The organism is Acinetobacter sp. SK-43, assembly GCF_015351505.1.
Lineage (GTDB): Bacteria > Pseudomonadota > Gammaproteobacteria > Pseudomonadales > Moraxellaceae > Acinetobacter > Acinetobacter junii.
On the sequence record NZ_JADKPY010000022.1, the window covers coordinates 42,470 to 67,403 of the forward strand.

Consider the following 24,934-nt stretch of genomic DNA (forward strand, 5'->3'; position numbering starts at 1 on the left):
TCATGGCTCAACAAAGGTTATCTTTTCTAGATCGTAATCTTACGCTTTGGATTTTTATTGCCATGGCACTAGGAATAGCCATCGGTGTATTTTTCCCTCAGGCTTCGGTAACGCTCGATAAAATGAGTGTCGACTCGGTCAATATTCCTATCGCGATTGGTTTGATTTTGATGATGTATCCACCTTTGGCAAAAGTGGATTATGCTGCTTTACCAGAAGTGTTCAAAGATAAAAAAACTTTAACTTTATCTTTGGTGCAAAACTGGTTGATTGCTCCAGTATTAATGTTTGTACTCGCAATTGTGTTTTTACATAATTATCCTGAATACATGACTGGGCTGATTTTGATCGGTTTGGCACGTTGTATTGCAATGGTTTTAGTTTGGAATGGTTTAGCCTGTGGTGATAACCAATATGTAGCAGCACTTGTTGCATTTAATAGTATCTTCCAAATTCTATTCTTCAGTACTTATGCGTGGTTATTTCTAACTTTCTTGCCACCGTATTTTGGCATTGCAGGACAAGTCATTAATGTCGACTTCTGGACCATTACGCATGCGGTATTGGTTTATCTTGGGATTCCATTTTTTCTTGGTTTTATGACACGATTGATTCTCGTCCGAGCTAAAGGCTTAAATTGGTATCAAACTGTTTTTTTACCAAAAATTAGTCCTTTGAGTCTGCTTGCTTTACTTTTCACAATTGTCGCGATGTTTAGTTTGAAAGGTAGTGATGTTGTGAGCTTACCTTTGGATGTAATCCGTATTGCAATCCCTCTGACGATTTACTTTGTGGTGATGTTCTTCATTAGCTTCTTTATGAGCAAATGGATGGGCAATGACTATCCTAAAACCACTGCAATTTCGTTTACTGCAGCAGGCAACAATTTTGAATTGGCGTTAGCTGTCGCTATTGCAACATTTGGATTAGCTTCGCCAGTGGCATTCACTACAGTGATCGGTCCTTTGGTTGAAGTTCCTGTATTGATTGCTTTAGTTAGTGTGTCCTTGTGGTTAAGAAAAAAGTATTTTAAATCGGTGTAATGGTGATGAGTCTTCCAAATATTGATATGAGTCTGCTTGATCAGCCTACTTTAGAGAAAGTACAGGCAAAAGCGTTAGACCATGCTCCAAGAATTTTATTGTTGTATGGTTCTAATCGTGAGCGTTCTTACAGTCGCTTAGCTGTGATGGAAGCAGGGAGAATCTTAGAGCAATTTGGTGCTGAGGTTAAAATTTTTCATCCTAAAGGATTGCCTCTGCCAGAAGATGCAGATACTGAACATCCGAAAGTGAAAGAGCTACATGAATTATTGGCTTGGGCTGAAGGTATGGTTTGGTGTTCACCTGAACGCCACGGTTCGATGAGTTCAATCTTTAAGTCTCAAATTGATTGGATTCCTCTCGCGGGCGGTGCGATTCGTGCAACGCAAGGTAAAACGCTTGCTCTGATGCAGGTCAGTGGGGGATCACAGTCATTTAACAGTGTAAATCAAATGCGCATACTTGGTCGTTGGATGCGGATGATTACCATACCGAACCAATCTTCTATTCCAAAAGCATTTTTAGAGTTTGAAGAAGATGGGCGTATGAAACCTTCTGCATATTACGATCGAATTGTTGATGTGATGGAAGAGCTTTATAAATTTACACTTCTTACACGAGGACAAAGCAAGTATTTGACAGATCGTTATTCTGAACGCAAAGAATCTGCTGAAGAGTTGTCTAAACGTGTGAACCAAAGAAGTTTGTAAAATAAACTTTACTCGATGTTTGTGATGTGATGAATTTTTAAAACGAACTGCTCATTTCAATTGAGCGGTTCGTTTTTTTTAAATTTAATGCATTCGTTTATGAGTTAAAACTTTTCTCTCATCCAACCATAAGCTGCTGCAAATGGTAATGCTGTTCTAGCAAGATATGGAACGTGCCATAAACCACCGTGATTAGCATTTTCCATGATGAGATCAAGTGGATGATCCAATACTTTTTTAGGATTGGTTGCACTTTCTGGATTGTTTAAATCATGAACCCATAAGGCTGCCATAATTGCATTGGTGGTTTCAGGGCTAAAAGTCTCAACTTTAAATAAATCAGCACCAGAAAAAGCAGCTTTGAGGATAGGATTCTTTACGACAGAGTGAGTTGTAGTGGATGGAGCAATATTAATCACTGTTTTCTGACCACGAGCTCGTGTAGTAATTGCAAACCATTGCTGTAATCGTTTTGCCAAGGCATAGTTTGGCCCTTGTTCAATCACCATACAATCTGAAATACCATATTGCTGACCATTATCACATTCAATCAACTGATTGAAATTCGGCTTAAAAAAGTTAGATAGCGAAATTTTGTGAATAGATTTAGTCAGAATTTTTTCAGCTACAGGACGCTGTTTTATACGAGATTGAATGGAATTCACCACTGTTTTGGGAATCGCATAAATATCGGTTGGGGTCAGCATAAACATAATACTGCTATCAGGCTTATGTTGGCTCACTTGCTCCATGATACTAATCATTGCCATGGAAACACGTACATGTTTTTCCCCATCTAAATAGGCGATCCCAGCTAAATCTAAGCTTTGTTCAAAGCTATTTAACCAATTTGCAATTTCTGGAGTTTGAGTGAGTAAATTCGCCCCGAGTTGTTGTGTTCCATTTGCGTTTGTGTGTTGTGGAGCGATAAGCGTTGCATTACCTTGTTCTATGACTTTAGTAATTTTTTCCCAAATTTTGGGTTGAGGTAAATCAATAGCAACAATATTGGCGCGCCATTTTGCTAACCAACTTAATGGTCCAGCTTCAGAGCCTGCGCCAAACAACACCATGGTGCGATTAGATAAATCAAACCATTCAGGATGTTGATTGAGTAAGCGTAGAGCTTTGGCATGCGTTGGCTCAATGACCTTTTGCTGCTCCCAAAGATCGATTTGTTGTAGTAAAGCGTCACCTTGTAATTTCTGACCTTGATAAGGGATAAACCACGGTTCTATCGTCGCATCGCCTTTACCTTTCAAGATGAACTGCTCAAAGGGTTGATCCTTAATCTTGATCATTGCATCAGACAAAGTATGACTTTGTTCTGCTCTATTGAAAGTGAATAACTCTTTGGCTTTGTCTAATCCTTTCTGAGCGATGAGAAGGGGATTGTTGACAGATTCAATACCTGTTTTAACTAATTCATGGAAATAAATTGGATAATTTTTTCTCCATTTCTTCTCATTATTTAGTTGTAAAACATAAGGGGAATTTACACTTTGTAGTGCGGCTTTTAGAATTTGTTTTGCTGTGTGAGTGGTGCTTGGAGTTTTTTTTCCTGATCGAATTGGAAATTGTATACCATCATGATTGGGTTCTATTTTCTTGCTCAATGTTGTACTCCATTTCATCTAAAATATTCGGCATCTTTCCGAACATGTTAATAAGTTCAGATATTAAAGGTGATGGCAAAAAGTTTATTAATGAAATTGGAGGCGTATTTGATTGATATTGGACGTAATTTAGTGGGATTTAGGATATAAAAATGCCGAATCTAGGTTGTTCGGCATTCTTTTTAGAGCAAGATTAAATGATATGAATCTTAAGGGTTAGATTGATATTCATTGATCACTTCGAGCGCAGCACGAAATGCCTCTTGCGTCGCTGGAGCGCCACAGTATGGAAGGCTATGCAATAAGACTTCTTGTATCTCTTCAACACTCGCCCCATTGTTTAAAGCACCACGAATATGACCTTTTAGCTCAGTTGGGCTTTTGAGTGCAGTTAAAAATGCAATGGTGACCAATGAGCGGTATTTACGTGGCAATACACCTTCACGTTGCCAAGTTGATCCCCAAGCATGCTCATTAATCCAATCTTGGAGTGGTTGAGTAAAAGGAACAGTGTTGTCTTGAGCACGTTTGACAAAGCTTTCACCCATAACTTCAGTGCGAACTTTTAGTCCATTTTCATAATCTTGTTGTGACATGTTTTGACTCGTATAGAGATAAGAAATTATTGCAGTTATCCATAAATATGCACGTATAGTAACCAGTTTTATATCAATCTTAAAATAGCCCATTTTGAATTGAGTTGTTCTCACTCAATGTTTAAGGGAATTAATATTGAACTTGATTCGTTAATGGAAATACTGTTGAGAAGTTTTTATGTCTCAAAAACAATCGAAGTTGTGGATAAAACAAGACCTATCAACAATCAATAAACAAGTCTTCTAAATCTGCTACAATTGCGCCAATTTTGAATTCTCACTTTTTCAGTTAAGGTACATATTAAGCAATGTGTACATAACTGTGTACATATTGAAGATTTTTCTCATGAGTTTTAAAGATGAATTAGCGGCACAAGTTGCCCAACGACGCACATTTGCGATCATTTCCCACCCCGATGCGGGTAAGACCACCATGACTGAGAAACTGTTGTTATGGGGTAAAGCCATTCAGGTTGCGGGTATGGTCAAAAGCCGTAAGTCAGACCGTTCAGCGACATCTGACTGGATGGAAATGGAAAAAGAACGTGGAATCTCGATTACCACGTCTGTGATGCAGTTCCCTTATAAAAACCATACGATTAACTTACTGGATACACCAGGACACGAAGACTTCTCGGAAGATACATATCGTACTTTGACTGCAGTTGACTCAGCACTCATGGTGATCGATGGTGCGAAAGGTGTCGAAGAACGAACCATTAAATTGATGGAAGTGTGTCGTATGCGCGATACACCGATCATTTCATTTGTGAACAAAATGGACCGCGAAATCCGCGAGCCGTTAGAGTTACTGGATGAAATTGAAAATGTCCTCAATATTCGTTGTGTACCAATTACATGGCCTTTAGGTATGGGACGTGACTTTGCTGGAGTTTACAATTTGCTTGAAAACAAATTGTATGTCTATAAAGCTGGTTTCGGTTCAACCATTACGGACATTGAGGTACGTGATGGTTATGATCATGCAGACATTCGTGAGAAAGTTGGTGAGTTGGCATGGGCTTCTTTCGAGGAATCACTCGAATTGGTTCAAATGGCAAATGAGCCGCTGGATCGTGAATTATTCTTACAAGGTAAACAAACGCCAGTACTTTTTGGTACGGCATTAGGTAACTTTGCTGTTGATCATGTACTTGATGCATTTATTAATTGGGCACCAGAACCTAAAGCGCATCCAACTCAAGAGCGAACTGTAGATGCCAACGAAGAAGGATTTACAGGCTTTGTATTTAAAATCCAAGCCAATATGGATCCGAAACACCGTGACCGTATTGCCTTTATGCGTATTTGTTCAGGTAAGTATGAAAAAGGTTTAAAAATGAATCATGTGCGTATAGGTAAAGATGTACGTATTAGTGATGCATTAACCTTCCTTGCGGGTGAGCGCGAACATCTTGAAGAAGCTTGGCCTGGTGATATTATCGGTTTGCATAACCACGGTACCATCCAGATCGGTGATACCTTTACCAGCGGTGAAAAACTTCATTTCACGGGTATTCCACACTTTGCACCAGAAATGTTCCGCCGTGTTCGTTTACGTGATCCTTTAAAATCTAAGCAATTGCAGAAAGGTTTGAAAGAGTTGTCTGAAGAAGGGGCGACTCAGGTGTTCATGCCACAAATCAGTAACGATCTGATTGTTGGTGCAGTTGGGGTACTACAGTTTGATGTGGTCGCATACCGATTGAAAGAGGAATATAAAGTTGACTGTATTTATGAGCCTGTAAGTGTTCATACCGTGCGTTGGATTCATTGTGATGATGAAAAGATTCTCAATGAATTTAAGAAAAAAGCGCATGATCAATTATCAGTAGATGGTGGTGGTCATTTAACTTATCTTGCACCAAGCCGTGTTAATTTACAGTTAATGCAAGAGCGTTGGCCTGATATCCAGTTCCGTAACACACGTGAACACTAAAAGCCTTTTTAAGTCCCTCTTTAGATAAGAGGGACTTTGTCACAAGTCTTATAGATTTGAGTTTGTGATACTTCTCTCTTTAAAAAGGGAGGAATTAAAAAAATAAAGGGATGAAAGATATGAATATTTTAAAACCATTTCTTGGCGCTAGTTTGATTGTTAGTGTGATGGCTTTAACGGCATGTGATCAACCCCAAAAGAATGAAGCTGAATCAGTAGACAAGACTGAACAACAAACTACAAATTTAGAAAAAGCAGAAGTTTTACCTTATTTAAATATGAAGGAAGCAAAGGCTGAGTATGCATTGCCTTTTTGTGAAAAGAAGAATTGTATTGATCTCGATATTCAAACGATAAAAACGCAAGATGAATGGCTAAATACATGGATTGCAAAGAATCAAGCCAACGTCATCCAGCAACAAATTGAACAAAATCAGAATTTGACATTGCAGCAGGCGATTAATGCCTATGTTAAAAAGTCAGATGAGTGGCAGGAAAAATATTCTAAAAATAAGACCTATGAATTGCGCATGAATACGCGTATTGCTTCACAACGTAATCAGTATGTACTGTTACAGATTGGTGTAGATACTAAACAAGAAGATATTGCGGTCAAAGATCGTTATTACTTTTTTGTCGCTGATCGTAAGTTGCAGAAGAATTTAACCGTCCTCGATGTGATTCAAAAAAATCAGCAAAATGCGATGAATGAGATCGTTCAAACTCATTATCAAAAATGGATTGAAAAGCAGTCTGACGAAGTTAAAAAACAAATCCCTAAAAAATTATATTGGGGTCAATCAGATTGGTTCTTTGATGGCGAGGGGATTGGTTTGCATTACCGAGCGAATCAAATCAGTAAAGATGCGCCACAGCTTGATATTTATTTAACGACAGAACAAAGTAAACAGATGTTACAGCCTGAAATATATCAGCAAATGTTTTAGCAGTTGTTAAATACTCAGCACTGATTTTCGTATAGAAATTGCATGTACTTATGGCGAATTTTGCATAAGTTCGATAGCATTTAAATTCTCTTGTGTCATAACAATGCTTGTAGGTTTTAGATGAAAAAAGTTTTTCAATTTAGCATTCTTGCATGTGCTGTTTTGCTTGCAGCATGTCAACCAAAATCAGAACCTAAAGAGCCAGAAGATAAGCCACAAGATCCAGTTGTGAATCAGACCTCAGAGCCTGTTCTACGTGGTGAAACGGTAAAACTAGCGGTGACTTTGCCTGAATGTAACGGCAACACATGTCCAGATTTTACGGTTGAACGCCTGCAAAGTAATTTTCCATTTATAGACCAATTACTTGATCAAGAAATTTTAGATCAACTCAGCAAAATGTTAGAAATCGTTGATGCAGATCAGGCTTCATCTACAGCGCAAGGCAGTGAGCAAACCAATCATTTAGATGTTCAAGCTCAGCAATATGCAAATGCTTTTATTAAAATCGATGAAGAATTGAAAGCATTAAGTAGTAGCCATCAAATTAGTTTGATGATTAAACCTAAGATTTTGCAGTCCAAAGGCACATTGGCAACTGTAGTTTTGAACAGTAGTAGTTACTTGGGTGGTGCACATGGTTCTACTGCTCAACGTTACTATAATTTTGATTTGAAAAACCAAAAACAAGTTCAGCTCAATGATTTGCTTCTACCTAAGCAAAAAGCAAAACTTGATAAGCTTGCACATGATGCGTTTAAAACATGGGTGATTGATTCAAAACTTGCCAATACAGCTGATGAATATGAACAGGCATGGCCATTCCAAGTAACAGACAATTACTTTTTGGGTGAGCAAGGTTTGATCTTGCAATATGGAGAATATGAAATTGGTCCTTATGTGGTCGGGCTGCCACGTTTGGTGATTCCTTTTGATCAATTACAGGGTGTATTGAAACCTGAGTATTTGCCAAAAGTTGAGACGCCAGCGGCTTCTACTGTCGTCGCAACTGACAAAAGTACGTCTTAATGCAACTTTTCGATACTCATACCCATTTTGATGTTGCCGATTTTGATCATGATCGGCAACAACTGGCTATTCAGGCAAAGCAGGTTGGGGTCGAAGCTTTAGTACTAATTGGTTTTATTGAATCTCGGTTTGATGAACTTATTCAAACTCACCAACAATTAAAAGCTTGGGAAAATGTCCCGCAATCCTATTTAGCTCCAGGCTTACATCCATTTTATATTGAACAGCATCAGTCATCCCATCTACATCGACTCGAACAGGTCTTACAACAATATGACTGTGTTGCGGTCGGGGAAATTGGTTTAGATACTTTTTTAAAAGAACATAAACAACCTGAATTGTTTGCCAAGCAACAAGACTATTTTAATGCTCAACTTGAGTTGGCAACTCGGTATCAAAAACCAGTGTTATTGCATATCCGCAAAGCCCACGCGGAAAGCCTAGCTATTTTAAAAGCACAAAAATTCAAATTAGGTGGTATAGCCCATGCTTTTAGTGGTGGCGTTGAGGAAGCCAAAGCGCTGATCAAACTCGGTTTTAAAATTGGTATAACTGGGCAAATTACTAATCCGAATGCAAAAAAATTACATCAAGTTGTGCAGGCTATAGGCGCTGAACATTTGGTGATTGAAACCGATTGTCCAGATATGACACCACTATGCTGTCAAACCTCTACAGAACAGCGTACTCGAAACACACCTGTGAATTTGCCTTATGTGTTAGAGAGTTTGGCACAAACGCTTGGACTATCGAAAGAAACACTGACACAACAATTGTGGAAAAACTCTTTGGTCGCTCTACATCTGGATTTTTAGAAGAATAAGAAAGCATTCCCAATAATAAGATAACTAAAAGGGAACATAAGCATTTTAAAACAAGGGTACATTAAATAGACAGCTTGATAATAATCAAACTCGCCAATGCTGGGAGGGTAACCTAATGGCCAGATATAGCAAAATCAATAGTTTTAATGCATTAAAAACCATAACTGTTGCTTCCAAATCTTATCAAATTTTTAGTTTGTCTAATGCTGCTCAAACGCTTGGTAACATCGATAGATTACCGAAATCCCTCAAGGTTTTACTGGAAAATTTATTGCGATTTGAAGATCAAAAAAGTGTAAAAGTGGAGCATATGCAAGCTCTAGTAGATTGGCAAAAAACAAAATCTTCAGAGCAAGAAATTCAATATCGTCCAGCGCGTGTACTGATGCAAGATTTTACAGGCGTACCTGCTGTGGTTGACTTAGCCGCGATGCGAGCTGCAATGGCACAAGCAGGCGGTGATCCAAATCGAATTAATCCTTTATCTCCTGTGGATTTGGTAATTGACCACTCCGTGATGGTCGATCATTTTGCAGATGAAAATGCCTTTGCGGAAAATGTTGAAATCGAGATGCAGCGTAACGGTGAGCGTTATCAATTCCTGCGTTGGGGGCAATCTGCATTTAACAATTTCAGCGTCGTCCCACCAGGTACAGGTATCTGTCACCAAGTCAATTTGGAGTATTTGGCTCAAGCGGTTTGGTTAGGTGACGATGATGGTGAGACATTTGCCTTTCCTGATACCTTGGTTGGAACAGACTCTCATACCACGATGATTAATGGCTTAGGTGTTTTGGGATGGGGTGTAGGTGGTATTGAGGCTGAAGCTGCAATGTTAGGACAACCCGTGTCAATGTTAATTCCAGAAGTGATTGGATTTAAATTGACTGGCAAGCTAAATGAAGGAATCACTGCTACAGATTTAGTGCTGACCATTACTCAAATGTTGCGTCAAAAGGGCGTCGTTGGAAAGTTTGTCGAATTTTATGGAGATGGTCTAGCTGATTTACCTTTAGCTGACCGAGCGACGATTGCCAATATGGCACCTGAATATGGTGCAACTTGTGGTTTCTTTCCAATAGACGAGGTCACACTCGGATATTTGGCACTGACAGGTCGTCAACAAGATCGTATTGACTTGGTTGAAGCTTATAGCAAAGAACAAGGTTTATGGAGAAATGCAGGTGATGAACCGATTTTTACAGATACCTTAAGTCTCGATATGAGTACGGTGCAAGCGAGTTTAGCGGGTCCGAAACGACCTCAAGATCGAGTTTTACTTTCAGATGTTCCAAAAACCTTTAATGCGCTGATGGAGCTCACATTAAAGCCTGCCAAAGAAGCAAAAGAAAACTTAGAAAATGAAGGTGGTGGTGGAACTGCGGTTGCATCTAAACAAGCCAATCTACCTCATGACAGTCCAACTTGCACATTGGATGGTCAAAGCTTTCAGTTAAATCATGGTGATGTGGTGATTTCTGCAATTACTTCTTGTACCAATACATCCAATCCAAGCGTGATGCTTGCCGCAGGTTTATTAGCAAAGAAAGCTGTAGAAAAAGGCTTACAGCGTAAACCATGGGTAAAAAGCTCACTTGCACCCGGTTCTAAAGTTGTCACAGATTACTTAGCTGCGGCTGGTTTGACGCCGTATTTGGATCAGCTTGGCTATAATCTAGTGGGTTATGGCTGCACCACATGTATTGGGAACTCTGGGCCATTGCCTGAAGCTGTTGAGGAGGCCATTCAATGTCAGGATTTAAATGTCGCTTCTGTACTTTCTGGCAATCGAAATTTTGAAGGGCGGGTACATCCTTTAGTGAAAACCAATTGGCTTGCATCACCCCCTTTGGTTGTTGCTTATGGTTTAGCAGGAAATATCCGTACCGATCTCACCACTCAACCGATTGGGCAAGGTAACAATGGCGAAGATATTTACTTAAAAGACATTTGGCCTAGTCAGGCAGAAATTGATCAGGTGCTGCAAAAAGTAAACACTGACATGTTCCATAAAGAATATGCAGCAGTATTTGATGGAGATGAAACATGGCAGGCGATTCAAATTCCACAAAGTCAAACCTATGCATGGCAAAGTGACTCGACTTATATTCGCCATCCACCATTCTTCGAAACGATTAGCCAAGCTCCACCAAAAATTACCAATATTGAGCAAGCACGGATTTTGGCTGTACTTGGCGATTCGGTGACGACTGATCACATATCACCAGCGGGGAATATTAAAAAAGACAGTCCAGCTGGACGCTATTTGCAAGAGCAGGGCGTAGATGCAAAAGACTTTAACTCTTATGGTTCACGACGCGGTAATCATGAAGTGATGATGCGAGGTACATTTGCCAATATCCGTATCAAAAATGAAATGCTCGGTGGTGAGGAAGGGGGAAATACGATTTATATCCCAAGCAATGAGAAATTGGCAATTTATGATGCATCGATGCGTTATCAGCAGGATAAAACGCCATTAGTGATTATTGCAGGTAAAGAGTACGGTACAGGTTCATCTCGTGATTGGGCTGCAAAAGGAACTAATCTTCTTGGGATTAAAGCGGTGATAGCCGAAAGTTTTGAGCGTATCCATCGTTCGAATTTAGTTGGTATGGGGGTGTTGCCGTTACAGTTTGTTGATGGGCAGACTCGTCAAACTCTAAATCTGACGGGACGTGAAGTAATTTCTATTCATGGTTTATCTGATGATATTCAACCCCATCAAACTTTAGATGTGAGTGTGATGCGCGAAGATGGTAGCCAAGACCAATTTAAAGTGTTATGTCGTATTGATACCTTAAATGAAGTGGAGTATTTCAAAGCAGGTGGTATTTTGCATTACGTGCTTCGAAATTTAATTGCTGCTTAATTTCAAATGGATTACGAATCAATAAAAAGATGAAAATTAGATTTTCATCTTTTTATTTGAGTTTAAATGTTTTAGCAGTATGGTATCTGAGTTAAATCTCATGGAACGATGGCATTGAATCAGTTACCTAAATATGTGTATTACCTACTCATTGCACAAGCATTCAATCTAATTGCCGCAGTATTGTCGGTTACGGTTTCTGCTATCGTCGGTTTAAAGCTTGCACCTACGCAGGCTTTAGCGACAGTTCCTTATGGTTTGCAATTTTTGGCGATGTTACTAACAACCTTTATTTTTTCATTTCTGATGAAACGATGGGGGCGTCATGTAGTATTTCAGTTTGGTGTACTCTGCTTATTTGCCGCTGGTTTTTGGGGATATCAAGCTTTATTAAAACAAGATTTTTGGCTGCTGTGTCTGACACATTTTTCGCTTGGGCTTTTTCTATCTACAGCGAGTTTTTATCGTTTCGCAGCATCTGATCGTTTGTCATCTGAATTAATCCCCAAAGCGACTGCATTGGTGATTTCAGGTGGTGTAGTGGCAGCTGTAATAGCACCTGTATTAGCCATTCAATTTCAGAAAGTGAAGGGATTGCCAGATTTCACAGCAATTTATTTGATCTTCTGCGGATTGGCTTTGTTGTTATCGCCGATTTTGTATATATGGCATTCAAAACACAAATTACAACAAACTCCACAGCCAAAGGTTGAATCGCTGAATCGAGTAAAAATGTCAAAGCATCTGGTTGTTGCTGCGATTATTAGTGGAGCATTTGCATACTATATTATGAATGTGATGATGATTATGTCGTCTTTGCATTTAAAAGAACATCACTCTTTTCATTACGCATCAATTTCAATCCAGTTGCATGTTTTGGCAATGTTTGTCCCATCATTCTTTGTGTCAAAGCTCATTCAACGTTGGGGAACCCATACGATTATTTATACGGGTTTTATTTTATTAATGTTGTCTGCATTTATACCGATGATGGGGCAAGCAGGTATCTTTATTAATATCGCTTTGATTGTTTTAGGTGTGGGATGGAACTTTGCTTATTCTGGTGCTTCGACATTATTGGCTGGATTGGAAGAACAACAAAAGCATCGTGTTCAAGGAATCAATGAAACGGTGATTGCATTGTTCGCCACTTTCGGTGCTTTTTTACCTGCACCAATCCTCACTAGTCTGGGATGGAATAATGCAAATTTATTGGCGCTTTCACTCACCTTTGTTGTGCTTTTAGTCTTGATTGGTTTGAGTCGTCGACAGCATGCACAAGTATCATCAATGTAGCCTAAATTTGGATAAACACGCTAAAATAGCTGCTTAACTCTTAGCTGTAGAATTTTTTACGATGACTGATCTCCAAAATGATGAATATGACCGCCGTTTCGCTGGTGTGGCTAAAATTTATGGAGAAAGTTCATTTAGTCATTATGAAACTAGTCATATCATGGTGATTGGTATAGGTGGTGTAGGCAGTTGGGCAGTGGAAGCTCTCGCTCGTTCAGGAATTGGTGAGCTAACTTTAGTGGATATGGATGTCGTTGCTGCATCAAATATCAATCGTCAATTGCCTGCGATGACTTCTACTTTAGGACAAGAAAAAATTGAAGTCATGGCAGAGCGTTGCAGACAGATCAATCCACGTATTAAAGTGAATGTAATTGATGACTATTTGACACCTGAGAATGTCAAAGAAGTTCTAGATCCCGTTCCTGATATCATTTTAGATTGTATTGATGATGTCAAAGCCAAGCTGGCGTTAATGCTACATTGTCGTTTTAACAAGATTCCGTTAATCGTGTCTGGTGGAGCTGGTGGTAAGCTTGATCCACTTAAAATACGCGTTGCAGACTTATCGAAAACAGAACAAGATCCAATGCTTGCTAAGTTACGTGCTCAACTTCGTTCAAAAGGTATTTGCAAAAAGCCAAAAGAAAAATTTGGAATAACTTGCGTCTATTCTATTGACAATCCGTTTTCAAGTGCTGATGTCTGTCCTACGTCACTCGGGCAGAGCCCTCATCTTGCGCCTGGACAAAGCGGTGCTTTGTTTAATCCAGGCTCAGGATTGCGCTGTGGCGGTTATGGTTCGGCGGTTGTAGTAACATCGAGTTTTGCAATGGTTGCTGTGGCTGAAGTACTGAAAAAACTCGATAAGATGAGGGCTTAGGAAAGCCCTGAAATTTAAACTTGTGGGTACTGCGGTGCTAAACGGTAATAGCTATAAGTCACGTTAGGGTCTTTATAAACATCATAACTGGTTTGCTTGAAGTCTGAGACCCATTGTGAACCTGTAAAGCCAGCAATATGTCCATAACGATGTTTTTTAGTGCGATGGATAATATAGATATCGCCAGGTTGCGGGTTGTTAAACTCTGGTTTGATTTTTTGATAGCCAATTTGTTGAAGAGTACGTCCCCAATCCGATGCTGCTACAGGATGCTGAACAATTTTTGCTCCTGCGGATTGCAATGCAATTCTAACGAATTTAGCACATTGAGATGAACTTCGATATGATGCTCGTTTGGTGAGCTTTTGAGAAAATTTGTCGACATCAATTGTGTGTATTGATGCTGGTTTTGGCATTTCTCGATAAGGGATGACCAACTGTTGTGCAGGTGGGTGCATCATGCTGTGGTCAACTGAGGGAACATCATAAATCATTGTAAATCTCTACCGCATTTTCAAAACAACTGAACGTGTGCCAGAATCTGTACGCGGCACATAGTAAGCGATAAATCTTAAAAAGACTAAAATGTAATGTAATAATATAACAATTTAAGCTATTGATAATGAACTTAGGAGAAAAACTTAATGAAGATTTTCTTAATTTTAAGTAGTTTATAAAAGTGAAAATTTAAATTTTAATATTTGTAAAATGATGTTTCTTAATGTGATGGAGTTGGTGTTTTTGAGCATCAATCAAACTTGATGCTCTCGAAGATAATCTTCAGTTCTTTGCATTGCTGCTTGAATATTTTGAATCGCATTTTCGATATCAGTTATGGTCTTTGCATTACCACCACTGAGAGATTGGCGCCACTTACGTGCACCAGGAAGATTTTGAAATAATCCTAGAATATGGCGAGTGATAATAGAAAGGGGAGCACCTTCAGCAACACGTTGATGAATATAAGGCATCATTTGTTGCATGATGTCAAAACGATCGGGTGCATCCAAATTCCAAAGTTGTCCCAACTCAGCTAGTAAATAAGGGTTGTGATATGCCTCGCGACCAATCATTACACCATCGACATGTTGTAAGTGTTGTTTGGTTTCTTCAAAAGTTTTGATGCCACCATTGATTTCAATAGTGAGGTGCGGGCGTTCTAGCTTGAGACGATACACGTCCTCGTAACGCAGAGGCGGAACTTCACGGTTTTCTTTGGGTGACAAACCTTGCAAGATCGCAATGCGTGCATGCACGATAAAATGCGTACATCCTGTAGCTGCTACAGTATCGACGAAGTGCAGCATTTCTTCATAAGACTGCATATCATCAATTCCAATACGATGTTTTACCGTGACAGGAATTGAGACGGCTTTTTGCATACTGTGAATGCATTCTGCAACTAGATTTGGTTCTGCCATTAGACAGGCACCAATTTTATTATTTTGAACACGATCACTCGGACAGCCGACATTTAGATTGACTTCGTTATATCCCCAATCTTCAGCCATTTTAGTGCAAGTTGCTAGCTCCTGTGGATTTGAACCACCCAGCTGTAACACGATTGGGTGTTCTTGCTGATTAAAATCCAAATGACGATTTGCACCGCCATAAATAATTGCACCTGTAGTCACCATCTCAGTGTAAAGCACTACATTTGGATTAAATAAACGAGCAAAGAAACGATAATCTTTTGTTGTCCAATCCATCATTGGGGCAACACTGATTCGCGGAGATTGAGTGTTTTCAATGTTTTTGATAATAGTCATTAAAAATCATACCTTTAATCTGTATTTCGCAACCTGCGCGAATCTGTTTTAACCTATGTTTAGGTGGGCTAATCGGTTTGCATTTACACCAAATTTTACACCATAATCAAAAAAACAGGTTATGGTGTAAATTATGGGGTCAATTACAGCTAGGAAAGGTGCAGATGGTAAAGTTAACTATCGTGCTGCGATTCGAATCAATCGAAAGGGCTTTCCTACTTTCTCTGAAAGTAAAACATTTCATTCAAAGAAGTTAGCTGAAAACTGGGTTAAGAAACGAGAAGTCGAAATTCAAGAAAATCCTGATATTTTGCTTGGCAAAGAAAAGCTCATTGACCTGACCTTAGCAGATGCCATAGATAAATATTTGGATGAAGTCGGGAGCGAGTACGGAAGGACGAAACGCTATTCTCTGCTCTTAATTAAGAAGCTACCAATTGCGCGCAATATTATCACAAAAATAAAATCAGTACATTTGGCCGAGCATGTTGCTTTAAGGAAGGGGGGAGTCCCTCATCTAGAACTTGAGCCTATTGCGACTAGTACGCAGCAACATGAGCTTTTACATATCCGTGGTGTGCTTTCTCATGCTGCGGTTATGTGGGAAATGGATATTGATTTAAATGGTTTTGATAAGGCTACGGCACAGTTAAGAAAAACACGTCAAATATCCTCTAGTCAAAAAAGAGACCGACTTCCTTCAACGGATGAGCTGATTGCATTGACGAAGTATTTTACAGAGCGATGGAAGCTAAACCGTTACGGTTCTAAGTACCCAATGCATTTGATTATGTGGTTTGCTATTTTCTCATGCAGACGTGAAGCTGAATTAACACGATTATTTCTTCGAGATTATGATTCACATCACTCAACATGGAAAGTGCATGATCTAAAAAATCCAAATGGCTCTAAAGGTAATCATAAATCATTTGATGTTCTTGATCCTTGTAAGGAAATGATAAAAAGATTAAAGCAGTCAGAAGTTCGTGAACGGATGTTGAAGCTTGGGCATGATGAAAACTTATTGCTGCCATTGAATCCTAAAAGCTTAGGCAAAGAGTTCAGAGAAGCTTGTAAAATGTTGGGTATTGATGATCTACGCTTTCATGATTTGAGACATGAAGGTTGTACACGCTTAGCAGAACAGAGTTTTACTATTCCTGAGATTCAGAAAGTGAGTTTGCATGACTCTTGGAGCAGTTTACAGCGTTATGTGTCAGTGAAGGCGAGAAGGGATGTTATACAGTTAGAGGAGGTACTACGCCTCATCGATGAAACGTAGCAAAATCATTAGCAGCTTCTGAATATTTTTTATCAAGGATATCAGCCAAGTCTTTAATGTGTACCAGAAATGGTGCACGTTTGCTTGAATCTATTTTAAAAACTGAGAAAGGAAATTCTTGATTATTTGCTTTTCTCAGTGCTTCTGCCTTACTTAAATGAGGATAATAGTCTTGTACTATTATCATTAATTCGACAGTCATAGATCGATATTTCATGAATAGGTAATCAGTAGTATTTAACTGGAACGCACCCATCAAAAATACCTCTCAATCATTAAGAGTTGACTTTCGTATACAAGACTCGAAATGTCGGTTCTTCTCCTCCAATCCTGTATAAAACATCAGTCCCCGTAAGATAGACTCTAAGTTGCTTGATCTGTTCTTTAAATGACTGAGTTTTTTTATGAAAAAGATTACTCTGCATATAGCCATTCAACAGAGATGGATCATAGAGGATTTGGTAACTGTGTGTTTGTTCAACAGATAATTTAATCTTTTCAAAAGAACTTAAGTCGGTCAGATGTGCAGGGCTGTCCAAGAAATCACGTTTTAACAAAATGATAAAACGTAATCTCATCTGTCTATTGGGAAGAGGCTCTTTTTTCAGGAAAATCGCCAGTAATTCGTCTTCCTTCATATTAACTATGAATCCATTCTTTACATCCTCAATAAACTCATTTAAATGAAGGGAGTTAATTGGGGATGAATCGATTATGGATATGAACTCATGAAGTGCAAACCCATTTGCTACTTTATTAACTAATTTTAGAGAGTGACTAAGTTCTTGTTCACTCAACTTTAGAGTATGTTCCCAAGTCTTTTTCAACTCATTGAAATAATGAGTATGCTGAGAATCCTGATATTCACGAATGAACCAAGAAGCCTTTATTGGATCAGTTCCGTAAAAAAGATTTTGTTCAACTAATCCATATCGCTTTGCTAATTCAATACATAGGAATAGTTTTGGGTGTAGCATTAAGTTCATGCTCCCATTCACCCAAGGTAAATGATGTGCCATGTGCAAGGATTTTATAAGCTTGTCAATATTTTGAGACAAAGCTTTAATATTCTGATAGCCATTTTCAGAACTAGCTAGACTAGGCAAATGGACACTTGATAATTCAACACTCACTTGCCCGAGTGTTACTGGGCTGATGTGAGGTTGGGCGATTCTTGCTAAATTACTGATATATGTACGCTGTAGCAGAAGAGTATCATTTTTCTTAAACATATTATTTACCTCCGCTTTTTTTAATTACAGACGATGAAATTGATGCTCTGCGGGGGCGACCAGCATTGCTAATTTTTTTGGGTTTTTGGCTTTTCTGGATGGCTCTATATTCAGTGGAATCTAGTGCTCTGAATATGAATGATTGATCTGCTTTACACAGATATTGAAGACATTTGTCTAAAACTATACGCTTTTCACGATCAAGGTGATTAATCATACCGATACCTAATCTTTTGTATTTGTGTTTTGCTTTATTGCAGTTATAGGTGCAGCCATTACCGTGCGTGAGCTTATTCCAATATTCTGTAATCTGATTTGCGTAGTAACCATCTTTCATACATTCATTACCATTCAGAAAGAGTATCGCGTGTGCATGAAACCCTTTCTTGATACCGTGTTCAAATTTAATTATGTAAGCGAAGATCTTATTCAAAATTGAATTATGCCTACGGTTATTCATGAATTGTTTCAGCAAGTTCTTTAACAATTTCAGATTATCTCTAGAGTGAAACTCATGCTTAAGGTCTTTAAAGTGATAGTTACTTTGCCAAATCTCATCTGGAACTTTGAATCCAAAGTCAATTCGTAACACTAAGAGCTTTGAATGTCGCTCAAAGCAAGCATCTATCAGTTTACGACAACCTTTTAATTGAGCAGCACACTTTTGGGTACGCTTTTGAATAGCGATTTTGACCTCGTTACTATTCATACACTCACGTATCAGTTGAAAAAAACGATTTAATAAGTTGGTTCTCACTTGAAGATAGTGCAGATTTTGCTTCTTCTGTTCAAAGAGGCCGAACAAATTAATATCGCTATCCAACAAGTCTAATGCTTCAAAGAAGCATGAGATTTCTTCACAAACCTGAAAGTCTTCAAGTAGCCTTCTATTTGTATCTATTAGTTCATCAAAAATATGAATAAAAGGACGAAACCAATCAGGGTATGTAAAGAAACCATTAAACTTATCAACTGACTTGATAGTGGCTGCTAACCTGTTTTACTTTGAGACATTCTCTTACGAAGTAAGTTATATTCAGCATCCTCTTAATGCGATGTTCTCTGTATATCAAACTTTTTTCGAGTGAAGATGAAGGTCTTAGCTCATACGCTGGGAGAGAAATTAATGACAAGATTTCTCTTTCATCTAAGCTTTCATAGCTTATTTTTTTTGCTTCAGATCGATTTAAATTATTACTGGCGTAATTACTTAAAACAACCTCTACTAGTTTAGGTTTGGGTGCTTTTTGGGAAATTTTTGCAAGTCGAGCATCTACTTTTCTTAGCTTCTTATTCATGAGTACACCTTTTTCTGTTCTAATAAAGCAGACATGTGATATTTTTGAATATAAGAACAAACATTTATGTTCGAAAGAAATAAATGTATCAAGTTCAGAATCAAAGCGAGAATGCAGGTTTTATGGAATATAAATACCTTGCCATGCTGTGAGTAAACTATTGTAATTAATAGTATATTCCTTAATTTTGCATGCGTTGATTGAGTTAAAAATGGCTTTTGATTGCGCCATTTTTGCCGTGAAATCGTATTGATTTTCATGTACATAATTACCAACTTTTAATCAATATAAATTGAAGAAATTAAGTATCACTCAAAATATTGATGCATCTGTCACATGCATCAATATTGGGCTTGTAATTAATGTACTGTTTTAAAAAAAATTAGATGAGAGCTCTCCTAGAAAAAATTTTTCTGAATTATTTATTATTTTTCATTTGTTTATGTATATATTTTGATTCTAAAGCTTCATCAGCTCTTAAGATGTCTCTAATAAGTTCAAAATATCTATCCTTATCATATTGAAAGTTGTGTTGGTAATAAGCTTGATCCTCTTGGATAATTTTATTTATTTCGTTAGTTCGTAATTGACTCAAGTTTTCTGCTGCTTCATTTATACTTTTGTATTTCTGACTTGAAAGAGAGCCAAGAAACTCTTTGATTTTTTGTTTAATACGTTGAGTTATTTGTGTTCTACCTTGATTGGCTCGTCGATTACGCTCTTCACCATTTAACCTACTAAGTAATTTTTTCTCATTTAATAAAAGATGATTGGTAGCTATAGGAATGTTGTTATTTTCTTGAGCACTTGAAATTTTGTACTTATCTAGTATTCCTAAATTAATAAATTCATCAATGATTGCTTGAAGTAACTCTAATATGAATCTTATTCGATATAGTGCTGCTGTTTTAGGTTGGTACTGATCTTCAAATTTTTCTTTTTGTTTAGCATCCTTAATTTTTAATGATGCCTTAATGATATCAAGTTGAACAAGCAACTCTTCAAATCCCACTTCATCAGATGATTGACTATATTCATCAAACTTGTCTACAAGTTTCATTAGTCCACGAATGATATCTATTTCAACCTCTTGATTTGAGTTTGAATTTCTACTCATTTCTTTCGTTACAAGCTTTAGTGCCATTGCGAGGTTTAAACCATTATGGAATTTATCGCCAATAATATGTTCAATAAAAATACCAAAAATTATGATAATTGCACTTTTGAGTTGATGAAAGGTATCTGCAGGTTGCTTGGAATTTCTTAAGAAGAGTACGTCATTCCAATGGCAGTCTTTAATATCTTTTACAAAACTGTCGGATATTACTTTTCCTGATAAAAAGTGAAAAACTTTAGGTTGTTCGTTACTTCCATTGCTAAGTGATATCAGCCCTCTAATTGATTCGAACTGATTTGATTGAATTGTGCTCAGCATTTTATTTAAAACCAGATCGTTTCTGATTACAGGATAGTTATGCTGTTGTGATGATTTTTGAGACAATGCAATTAATTTTTTGGCAATTTTAGCTTCCGATTTAATCTCTTTAGCTGTTCTCTTTTTTAGCTCATCTACATCAGTTAAATCTAACCATTCCACTGGCTGTTCTTCTAAATTTTTCCACTGCATATTTTACCCTTTGAACTTGTACAAATTATCATTAATTACTAAATTTTATAATATTTTTATCATGCTATGAACTTGAATTTTGTAGTATTTATTTGCAGGGCAATACTAGAAAATATACGGACAACCAATTAAAAAATTTAGATTTGAATTTTGAAAATTTTGTTTAATAACATGTTGTGACAGTTTTTGTATGTGAATTCTACACCAATCTATTTACACCACTCTGACTGCTTGACGGCAGACAGAGTGGGGGCTATCCTTTCGATGCTGGCCTACATTGCCAGTCGGTTTTGACAGACCGTGCGTATAGCGTATCAGGTTCATATTCTTCCTGAGTATGATACTTGTGCGAAACCTTCTCGTCCCCCTTTGCGGTAGAACGGGAGGGGGACGCGTTCGCGCGTGCTGGTTCTATATGCCCAGTCTGTCAACCCCTTCTTGTTCTGCCACCATAATCAATTGACAGTGATTCGGTAGAACTTCTAACTGCATATAGGAGTCGCCTCATGCGTATACAATTTTTAAAATTTCCTGATTTGAATCTACCCCAGTGCTGTGTATGGCTTTGTCATCACTAAACCAATAGCAGCATACATAAAACAATAATTTTATCTGGGGTAAACAAATGAAGGATCTCCATCCTCTGTTTGTCTGTGTGCTCGGATCATTTTTACTGATCGGCTGTGGAAATAAAAATGCTTCCACTGAAGTTTTACGCCCTGACGAAAATGCAGCACTCAGCCAACGACTTGAACCAACACATCGACCTGTTCTGGTCGAGGCCAAATTTCTACAACCATTTTTAAATCAACAACTAGCCGAAGCTGATGTTTCAGGTTTCCGTGATTATCTGCATGCTCAAGAAGGCAATCGATCTGCGCTGCAACAGTTCCGAGACAAACTGCAACTCAAAGCAAATCAAATCTTGGTGCTGGGAGTAGAAAAACCAGGACAGCAATCCTTACAGGAATTTCTAAACAATGACCTGTTTGCCAGTGCGAATGATCTCGTGATTAACCATGCTCGTTTTCTTAAAACTCCTGTTGAAGGGCAAGGCAAAGGTGAGTTTGAAACCACGGAGCAGTACCAACAACGCCTACACGCTGAAAATGCTAAACATAAAAAACTCACGGCTCAGGTCAACGTCGACTTAGGGCGACTCGAAGATGCCTTAAATTACTTGGCTGCACCGATCCCAATCAATGTACTGAGTCCCACAGCGGAAGATTCAGCGCAATATGATGTAGATCGTCAAGTGATGCACATCCAAGCCTCATCCACCACCACAGCGGATTATTATTCCTCATTGGTCTCGACCTTAAACCTGATCTTTAGTGCCTCAGTGAAGGATGCCGAAATCATACTCGGCAATTTGAGAGATGAACGAGATAAACGAAACTATCTAGGTTTTATCTTCAGTGTGCAACAAGGACAACTCCGCATCGATCAAGTCATCCTCTATCAACACAACAACAATGATGACCGCTACCTACGTTTAGCTACGATTAATCCCTCACAACTGTATTTAAGCACCCGTCCATTAATTGCAGATGAGTCTAATCAAAGCCTCAATTCCAAACAGCCATATCCACTTCAACAAAAACTACCGTTTCAATTTGGCTTAAAAAACTACCGAGAACCTGAGCAACAAGCCCCAGAACCCATCTTGGAATCTAGACCACCAACAGAAGAAGAACTCACTCAACTGAGTTTAGAGGCTGCATCGAGTGAAACTGAGGGAGCACTATAAAATGTTCAAACCATTTCAACTCAAGTCTCGTATCAGCACTGGAGTCGTCAGCACCCTGTTATTGCTGGGGAGTTTAACGGGTTGTGGAGTACAAGATGCAGCGCGGGAAATTCCTAAAGCAAATGCCATACTTCAACTATTGCATGCCCAAGATCACTCGGTGATACAGATCAAGTTACAACAATGCCAAGTCGGTAATTTATTTGCAGGGCAGACAGGCACCAGCTCCAAATATGACCTTTACAGTTGCCAAGTGCATGTTGAACGCTTTGACGATGAATATAAGCAATCGTTTATCCAAGAGCAAACGATCTATCTACGGCCCTTCGACTCTGATATTGGTTGGCAACTGATCGCGCCGAATGAATAGTTAAAACAAAGATAAAGCGAAGAAAAAACATGAATAAAGAAATAGTGATCACTTATCTCAGTATTGCGGTGCTGTATTGGTTTTATCTGCTTTGGCGGATTGAAGACAGTGGACCAATTGCAGCCTACCTTTTTGGACGCGCCATCATGTGGCCGTTTCAATTACTGAAATTTATATTTTGATCAGGCCTTCATGGGAACAAGAGTGAAAAATCGATGATGGACTTTAATCAGTTTAAACAACAGTTTGCTCAGTTGGCTTTACTACAAGCTGACCCAAACATTTATGTCGCTCCACAGATTCCCATGAATAAGATTCTGGGTGCGATGAGTTATTTACCTGCACAAACCCACGCTGAAGAAGTCTTGGTCTTAGTCGATGAAACCGTCTTTGGACAGGGGAAAAATGGCTTGTGCTTAACCGATCAAGGCATCTACTTCAAAGAAGCCTTTGCCAGTGCCAATGCTTATCCCTTGAAATCGATTAGCTCGGTTGGCTATTCGATGGGACTGCTCAGCAAACACCTGGTGATCAATGGCACAGTCAAAGTCAGCTTGGCCCAACCTGAAAAAGCAGGAATACGTCTGTTGGCCGATTTCCTCAATCAATATTGTGCTTTAGCCAAAGCTCAAACGCAGACTCATACCGATCCATCAGCTGACACCCGTACAACTCACTGCGTGTGAGTTACTTGATATCACCCCTGAACAATTAGATCGACCAAGCCTCACGCTTGCATACCGTCGTAAGATGGCTGACTTCCATCCTGACCAATACCAACAATTACCTCCAGCAGTGATGCAATTGATTGAACAACAGGCGCAGCAGATCAATCAAGCACGCAGTTGTTTAGAAGCACTGCTAGCGTCGCTTTGACGGAAAATCAATATAAAGAAATTTCAGATACATATTACCTATTTGAACAACCAGCACCAAGCGAACGCAATGAATCGCTGACGACTGTCCAAACACAAATCAAGCCTTATCAAATAGAGGATAAAATAATGATGAATAAATTGAAGACTTTCCTATTGCCTGTACTACTCATACTTCCTTTGAGCTTATCGGGATGTGGTACTGAATTTAATCCTGAACGAATGGAAGTTACGCTCAATACGGAATATAGCCCAGGCGGATTATACGATCGGACTTATGTGATCCTCACCATCCGTTCACTCGATGCAAATCCAATCACACTGAATAAAGTGGATGTGAATAATGGACGTTGTGGATATACCGCACGCTACCGTAATCCCATTCAATTACCCGCACATTTCCAAATGGGCCAAGCCTTAGAGTTATATTTAAACTGCTCTTACGAATCGATTGTGAAAGTTGATATTGAAACAGATCAAGGTGCAGCAAGTTATCGCTTTAAATAACACGGCAAAACTCAGGACGAGTATCACTGTATAGCGCAAAAGCAAGCAAACAACCATGCCCATATTGGGCATGGTTTTTTTATGCCTACAGAGAATGCTTGTCATCACTTTACTCACGACGAGGACATTCATGATGAATCCCGTACATTGTCCTTATTGCCATTCAGATCAGGTGATCTTGAAAGCCACACAAGCGCATGGCCCTCAATATTTTGAAAAAATCCTAGAAAACTTCTCACCCTTCACGATGGCTGTACTTGGAATAAAGCTGGCAAGAAGTGCGGGCATTCCCCCGTATGTCGGTGGATTGATTGGTGTAGTTGCAGGGGGCGTATTGATCTTGGTCAGTCAACATTACTTTTATCGACATTACCACGCGGCTCAACATTACCAATGTTTGCAATGCGGACAAAGCTTTGCCGTGGCTGATTAAAGAATTACCGCATTCATCACTGTCTCAACGCTAGCT

At 38.8% G+C, this 24,934-nt stretch carries 25 protein-coding genes and 1 pseudogene; 17 read left to right on the plus strand and 9 right to left on the minus strand.

Features of this window, described 5'->3' with window-relative positions; all coding sequences use genetic code 11:
- The first annotated feature begins 2 nt into the window (after positions 1–2).
- A complete protein-coding gene (gene arsB, locus IRT38_RS05800) occupies positions 3–1,043 on the plus strand; it encodes an ACR3 family arsenite efflux transporter (protein ID WP_194597175.1) in 1,041 nt (346 codons plus the stop codon).
- Between the two features lie 5 nt (positions 1,044–1,048).
- On the plus strand, positions 1,049–1,753 hold the full coding sequence (arsH, locus tag IRT38_RS05805) for an arsenical resistance protein ArsH (RefSeq protein WP_035336037.1): 705 nt from the start codon (positions 1,049–1,051) through the stop codon (positions 1,751–1,753).
- A gap of 104 nt (positions 1,754–1,857) precedes the next feature.
- On the opposite strand, the gene IRT38_RS05810 is transcribed toward arsH, so the two are convergent.
- Entirely contained in the window at positions 1,858–3,387 is a 1,530-nt protein-coding gene (locus IRT38_RS05810) for a hypothetical protein (RefSeq protein ID WP_409514089.1), read from the minus strand.
- Positions 3,388–3,578: 191 nt separating this feature from the next.
- Entirely contained in the window at positions 3,579–3,965 is a 387-nt protein-coding gene (locus IRT38_RS05815; RefSeq protein WP_004955605.1) for a carboxymuconolactone decarboxylase family protein, read from the minus strand.
- A 346-nt stretch (positions 3,966–4,311) separates the two neighbouring features.
- Between IRT38_RS05815 and IRT38_RS05820 the strand changes: the two genes are divergently transcribed.
- The 7 genes from IRT38_RS05820 (at position 4,312) to IRT38_RS05850 (ending at position 13,755) form a co-directional block, all read left to right on the plus strand.
- Complete coding sequence (locus IRT38_RS05820; RefSeq protein ID WP_004906585.1) at positions 4,312–5,904, plus strand: peptide chain release factor 3; 1,593 nt, start codon at positions 4,312–4,314, stop codon at positions 5,902–5,904.
- A gap of 119 nt (positions 5,905–6,023) precedes the next feature.
- Positions 6,024–6,851, plus strand: a complete 828-nt coding sequence (locus IRT38_RS05825) for a hypothetical protein (RefSeq protein WP_194597177.1) — start codon at positions 6,024–6,026, stop codon at positions 6,849–6,851.
- 120 nt (positions 6,852–6,971) lie between these two features.
- Positions 6,972–7,880: an RsiV family protein gene (locus tag IRT38_RS05830; protein WP_004955609.1), complete on the plus strand. Its 909-nt coding sequence runs from the start codon at positions 6,972–6,974 to the stop codon at positions 7,878–7,880.
- On the plus strand, positions 7,880–8,695 hold the full coding sequence (locus IRT38_RS05835; RefSeq protein WP_194597178.1) for a TatD family hydrolase: 816 nt from the start codon (positions 7,880–7,882) through the stop codon (positions 8,693–8,695). The genes IRT38_RS05830 and IRT38_RS05835 overlap by 1 nt, the downstream gene beginning before the upstream one ends.
- Positions 8,696–8,819: 124 nt before the next feature.
- Positions 8,820–11,576 carry an aconitate hydratase AcnA gene (acnA, locus tag IRT38_RS05840; protein WP_194597179.1) on the plus strand — a complete coding sequence of 919 codons (2,757 nt, stop codon included), beginning with the start codon at positions 8,820–8,822 and terminating at the stop codon, positions 11,574–11,576.
- Between the two features lie 108 nt (positions 11,577–11,684).
- The gene (locus IRT38_RS05845; RefSeq protein WP_194597180.1) at positions 11,685–12,872 is read left to right on the plus strand and encodes an MFS transporter; all 1,188 of its coding nucleotides are present in this window, start codon (positions 11,685–11,687) and stop codon (positions 12,870–12,872) included.
- Positions 12,873–12,933: 61 nt separating this feature from the next.
- Entirely contained in the window at positions 12,934–13,755 is an 822-nt protein-coding gene (locus IRT38_RS05850) for a ThiF family adenylyltransferase (RefSeq protein WP_039047730.1), read from the plus strand.
- A 14-nt stretch (positions 13,756–13,769) separates the two neighbouring features.
- Here the strand turns inward: IRT38_RS05850 and IRT38_RS05855 are convergent, their stop codons facing one another.
- Positions 13,770–14,249 (minus strand): CHAP domain-containing protein, encoded by a 480-nt coding sequence (locus IRT38_RS05855; RefSeq protein ID WP_004777868.1) that lies wholly within the window; start codon positions 14,247–14,249, stop codon positions 13,770–13,772.
- 258 nt (positions 14,250–14,507) lie between these two features.
- Positions 14,508–15,524 (minus strand): tRNA dihydrouridine(20/20a) synthase DusA, encoded by a 1,017-nt coding sequence (dusA, locus tag IRT38_RS05860; protein ID WP_409514090.1) that lies wholly within the window; start codon positions 15,522–15,524, stop codon positions 14,508–14,510.
- Between the two features lie 133 nt (positions 15,525–15,657).
- On the opposite strand from dusA, the gene xerC reads away from it, so the two are divergent.
- Positions 15,658–16,806, plus strand: coding sequence for a tyrosine recombinase XerC (gene xerC, locus IRT38_RS05865; protein WP_194597181.1), 1,149 nt, complete (start codon positions 15,658–15,660; stop codon positions 16,804–16,806).
- Here the strand turns inward: xerC and IRT38_RS05870 are convergent.
- The 5 genes from IRT38_RS05870 to IRT38_RS05890 all read right to left on the minus strand — a co-directional run bounded on the left by IRT38_RS05870 (position 16,790) and on the right by IRT38_RS05890 (position 20,963).
- Complete coding sequence (locus tag IRT38_RS05870) at positions 16,790–17,062, minus strand: pyocin activator PrtN family protein (protein WP_194597182.1); 273 nt, start codon at positions 17,060–17,062, stop codon at positions 16,790–16,792. The genes xerC and IRT38_RS05870 overlap by 17 nt on opposite strands.
- A gap of 19 nt (positions 17,063–17,081) precedes the next feature.
- A complete protein-coding gene (locus tag IRT38_RS05875) occupies positions 17,082–18,038 on the minus strand; it encodes a hypothetical protein (protein ID WP_194597183.1) in 957 nt (318 codons plus the stop codon).
- Position 18,039: 1 nt separating this feature from the next.
- Entirely contained in the window at positions 18,040–18,747 is a 708-nt protein-coding gene (locus tag IRT38_RS05880) for an inovirus-type Gp2 protein (RefSeq protein WP_227592142.1), read from the minus strand.
- A 259-nt stretch (positions 18,748–19,006) separates the two neighbouring features.
- Entirely contained in the window at positions 19,007–19,336 is a 330-nt protein-coding gene (locus IRT38_RS17525; protein ID WP_227540265.1) for a hypothetical protein, read from the minus strand.
- 418 nt (positions 19,337–19,754) lie between these two features.
- A complete protein-coding gene (locus IRT38_RS05890; RefSeq protein WP_194597184.1) occupies positions 19,755–20,963 on the minus strand; it encodes a hypothetical protein in 1,209 nt (402 codons plus the stop codon).
- 625 nt (positions 20,964–21,588) lie between these two features.
- On the opposite strand from IRT38_RS05890, the gene IRT38_RS05895 reads away from it, so the two are divergent.
- From IRT38_RS05895 to IRT38_RS05920, 7 genes and pseudogenes are all read left to right on the plus strand, one after another.
- A complete protein-coding gene (locus IRT38_RS05895; protein ID WP_194597185.1) occupies positions 21,589–22,713 on the plus strand; it encodes a hypothetical protein in 1,125 nt (374 codons plus the stop codon).
- Between the two features lies 1 nt (position 22,714).
- On the plus strand, positions 22,715–23,083 hold the full coding sequence (locus IRT38_RS05900) for a hypothetical protein (protein WP_194597186.1): 369 nt from the start codon (positions 22,715–22,717) through the stop codon (positions 23,081–23,083).
- Positions 23,084–23,112: 29 nt separating this feature from the next.
- The gene (locus tag IRT38_RS05905) at positions 23,113–23,265 is read left to right on the plus strand and encodes a hypothetical protein (RefSeq protein ID WP_194597187.1); all 153 of its coding nucleotides are present in this window, start codon (positions 23,113–23,115) and stop codon (positions 23,263–23,265) included.
- A gap of 33 nt (positions 23,266–23,298) precedes the next feature.
- Entirely contained in the window at positions 23,299–23,769 is a 471-nt protein-coding gene (locus IRT38_RS05910; protein WP_227592143.1) for a hypothetical protein, read from the plus strand.
- Positions 23,741–23,959 (plus strand): annotated as a pseudogene (locus IRT38_RS17700) (J domain-containing protein); the annotation flags it as partial. The gene IRT38_RS05910 and the pseudogene IRT38_RS17700, both read left to right, overlap by 29 nt.
- 131 nt (positions 23,960–24,090) lie before the next feature.
- Positions 24,091–24,465 (plus strand): hypothetical protein, encoded by a 375-nt coding sequence (locus IRT38_RS05915; protein WP_194597197.1) that lies wholly within the window; start codon positions 24,091–24,093, stop codon positions 24,463–24,465.
- A gap of 133 nt (positions 24,466–24,598) precedes the next feature.
- Positions 24,599–24,898 carry a hypothetical protein gene (locus IRT38_RS05920; protein ID WP_075696204.1) on the plus strand — a complete coding sequence of 100 codons (300 nt, stop codon included), beginning with the start codon at positions 24,599–24,601 and terminating at the stop codon, positions 24,896–24,898.
- The last annotated feature ends 36 nt before the right edge of the window (positions 24,899–24,934 follow it).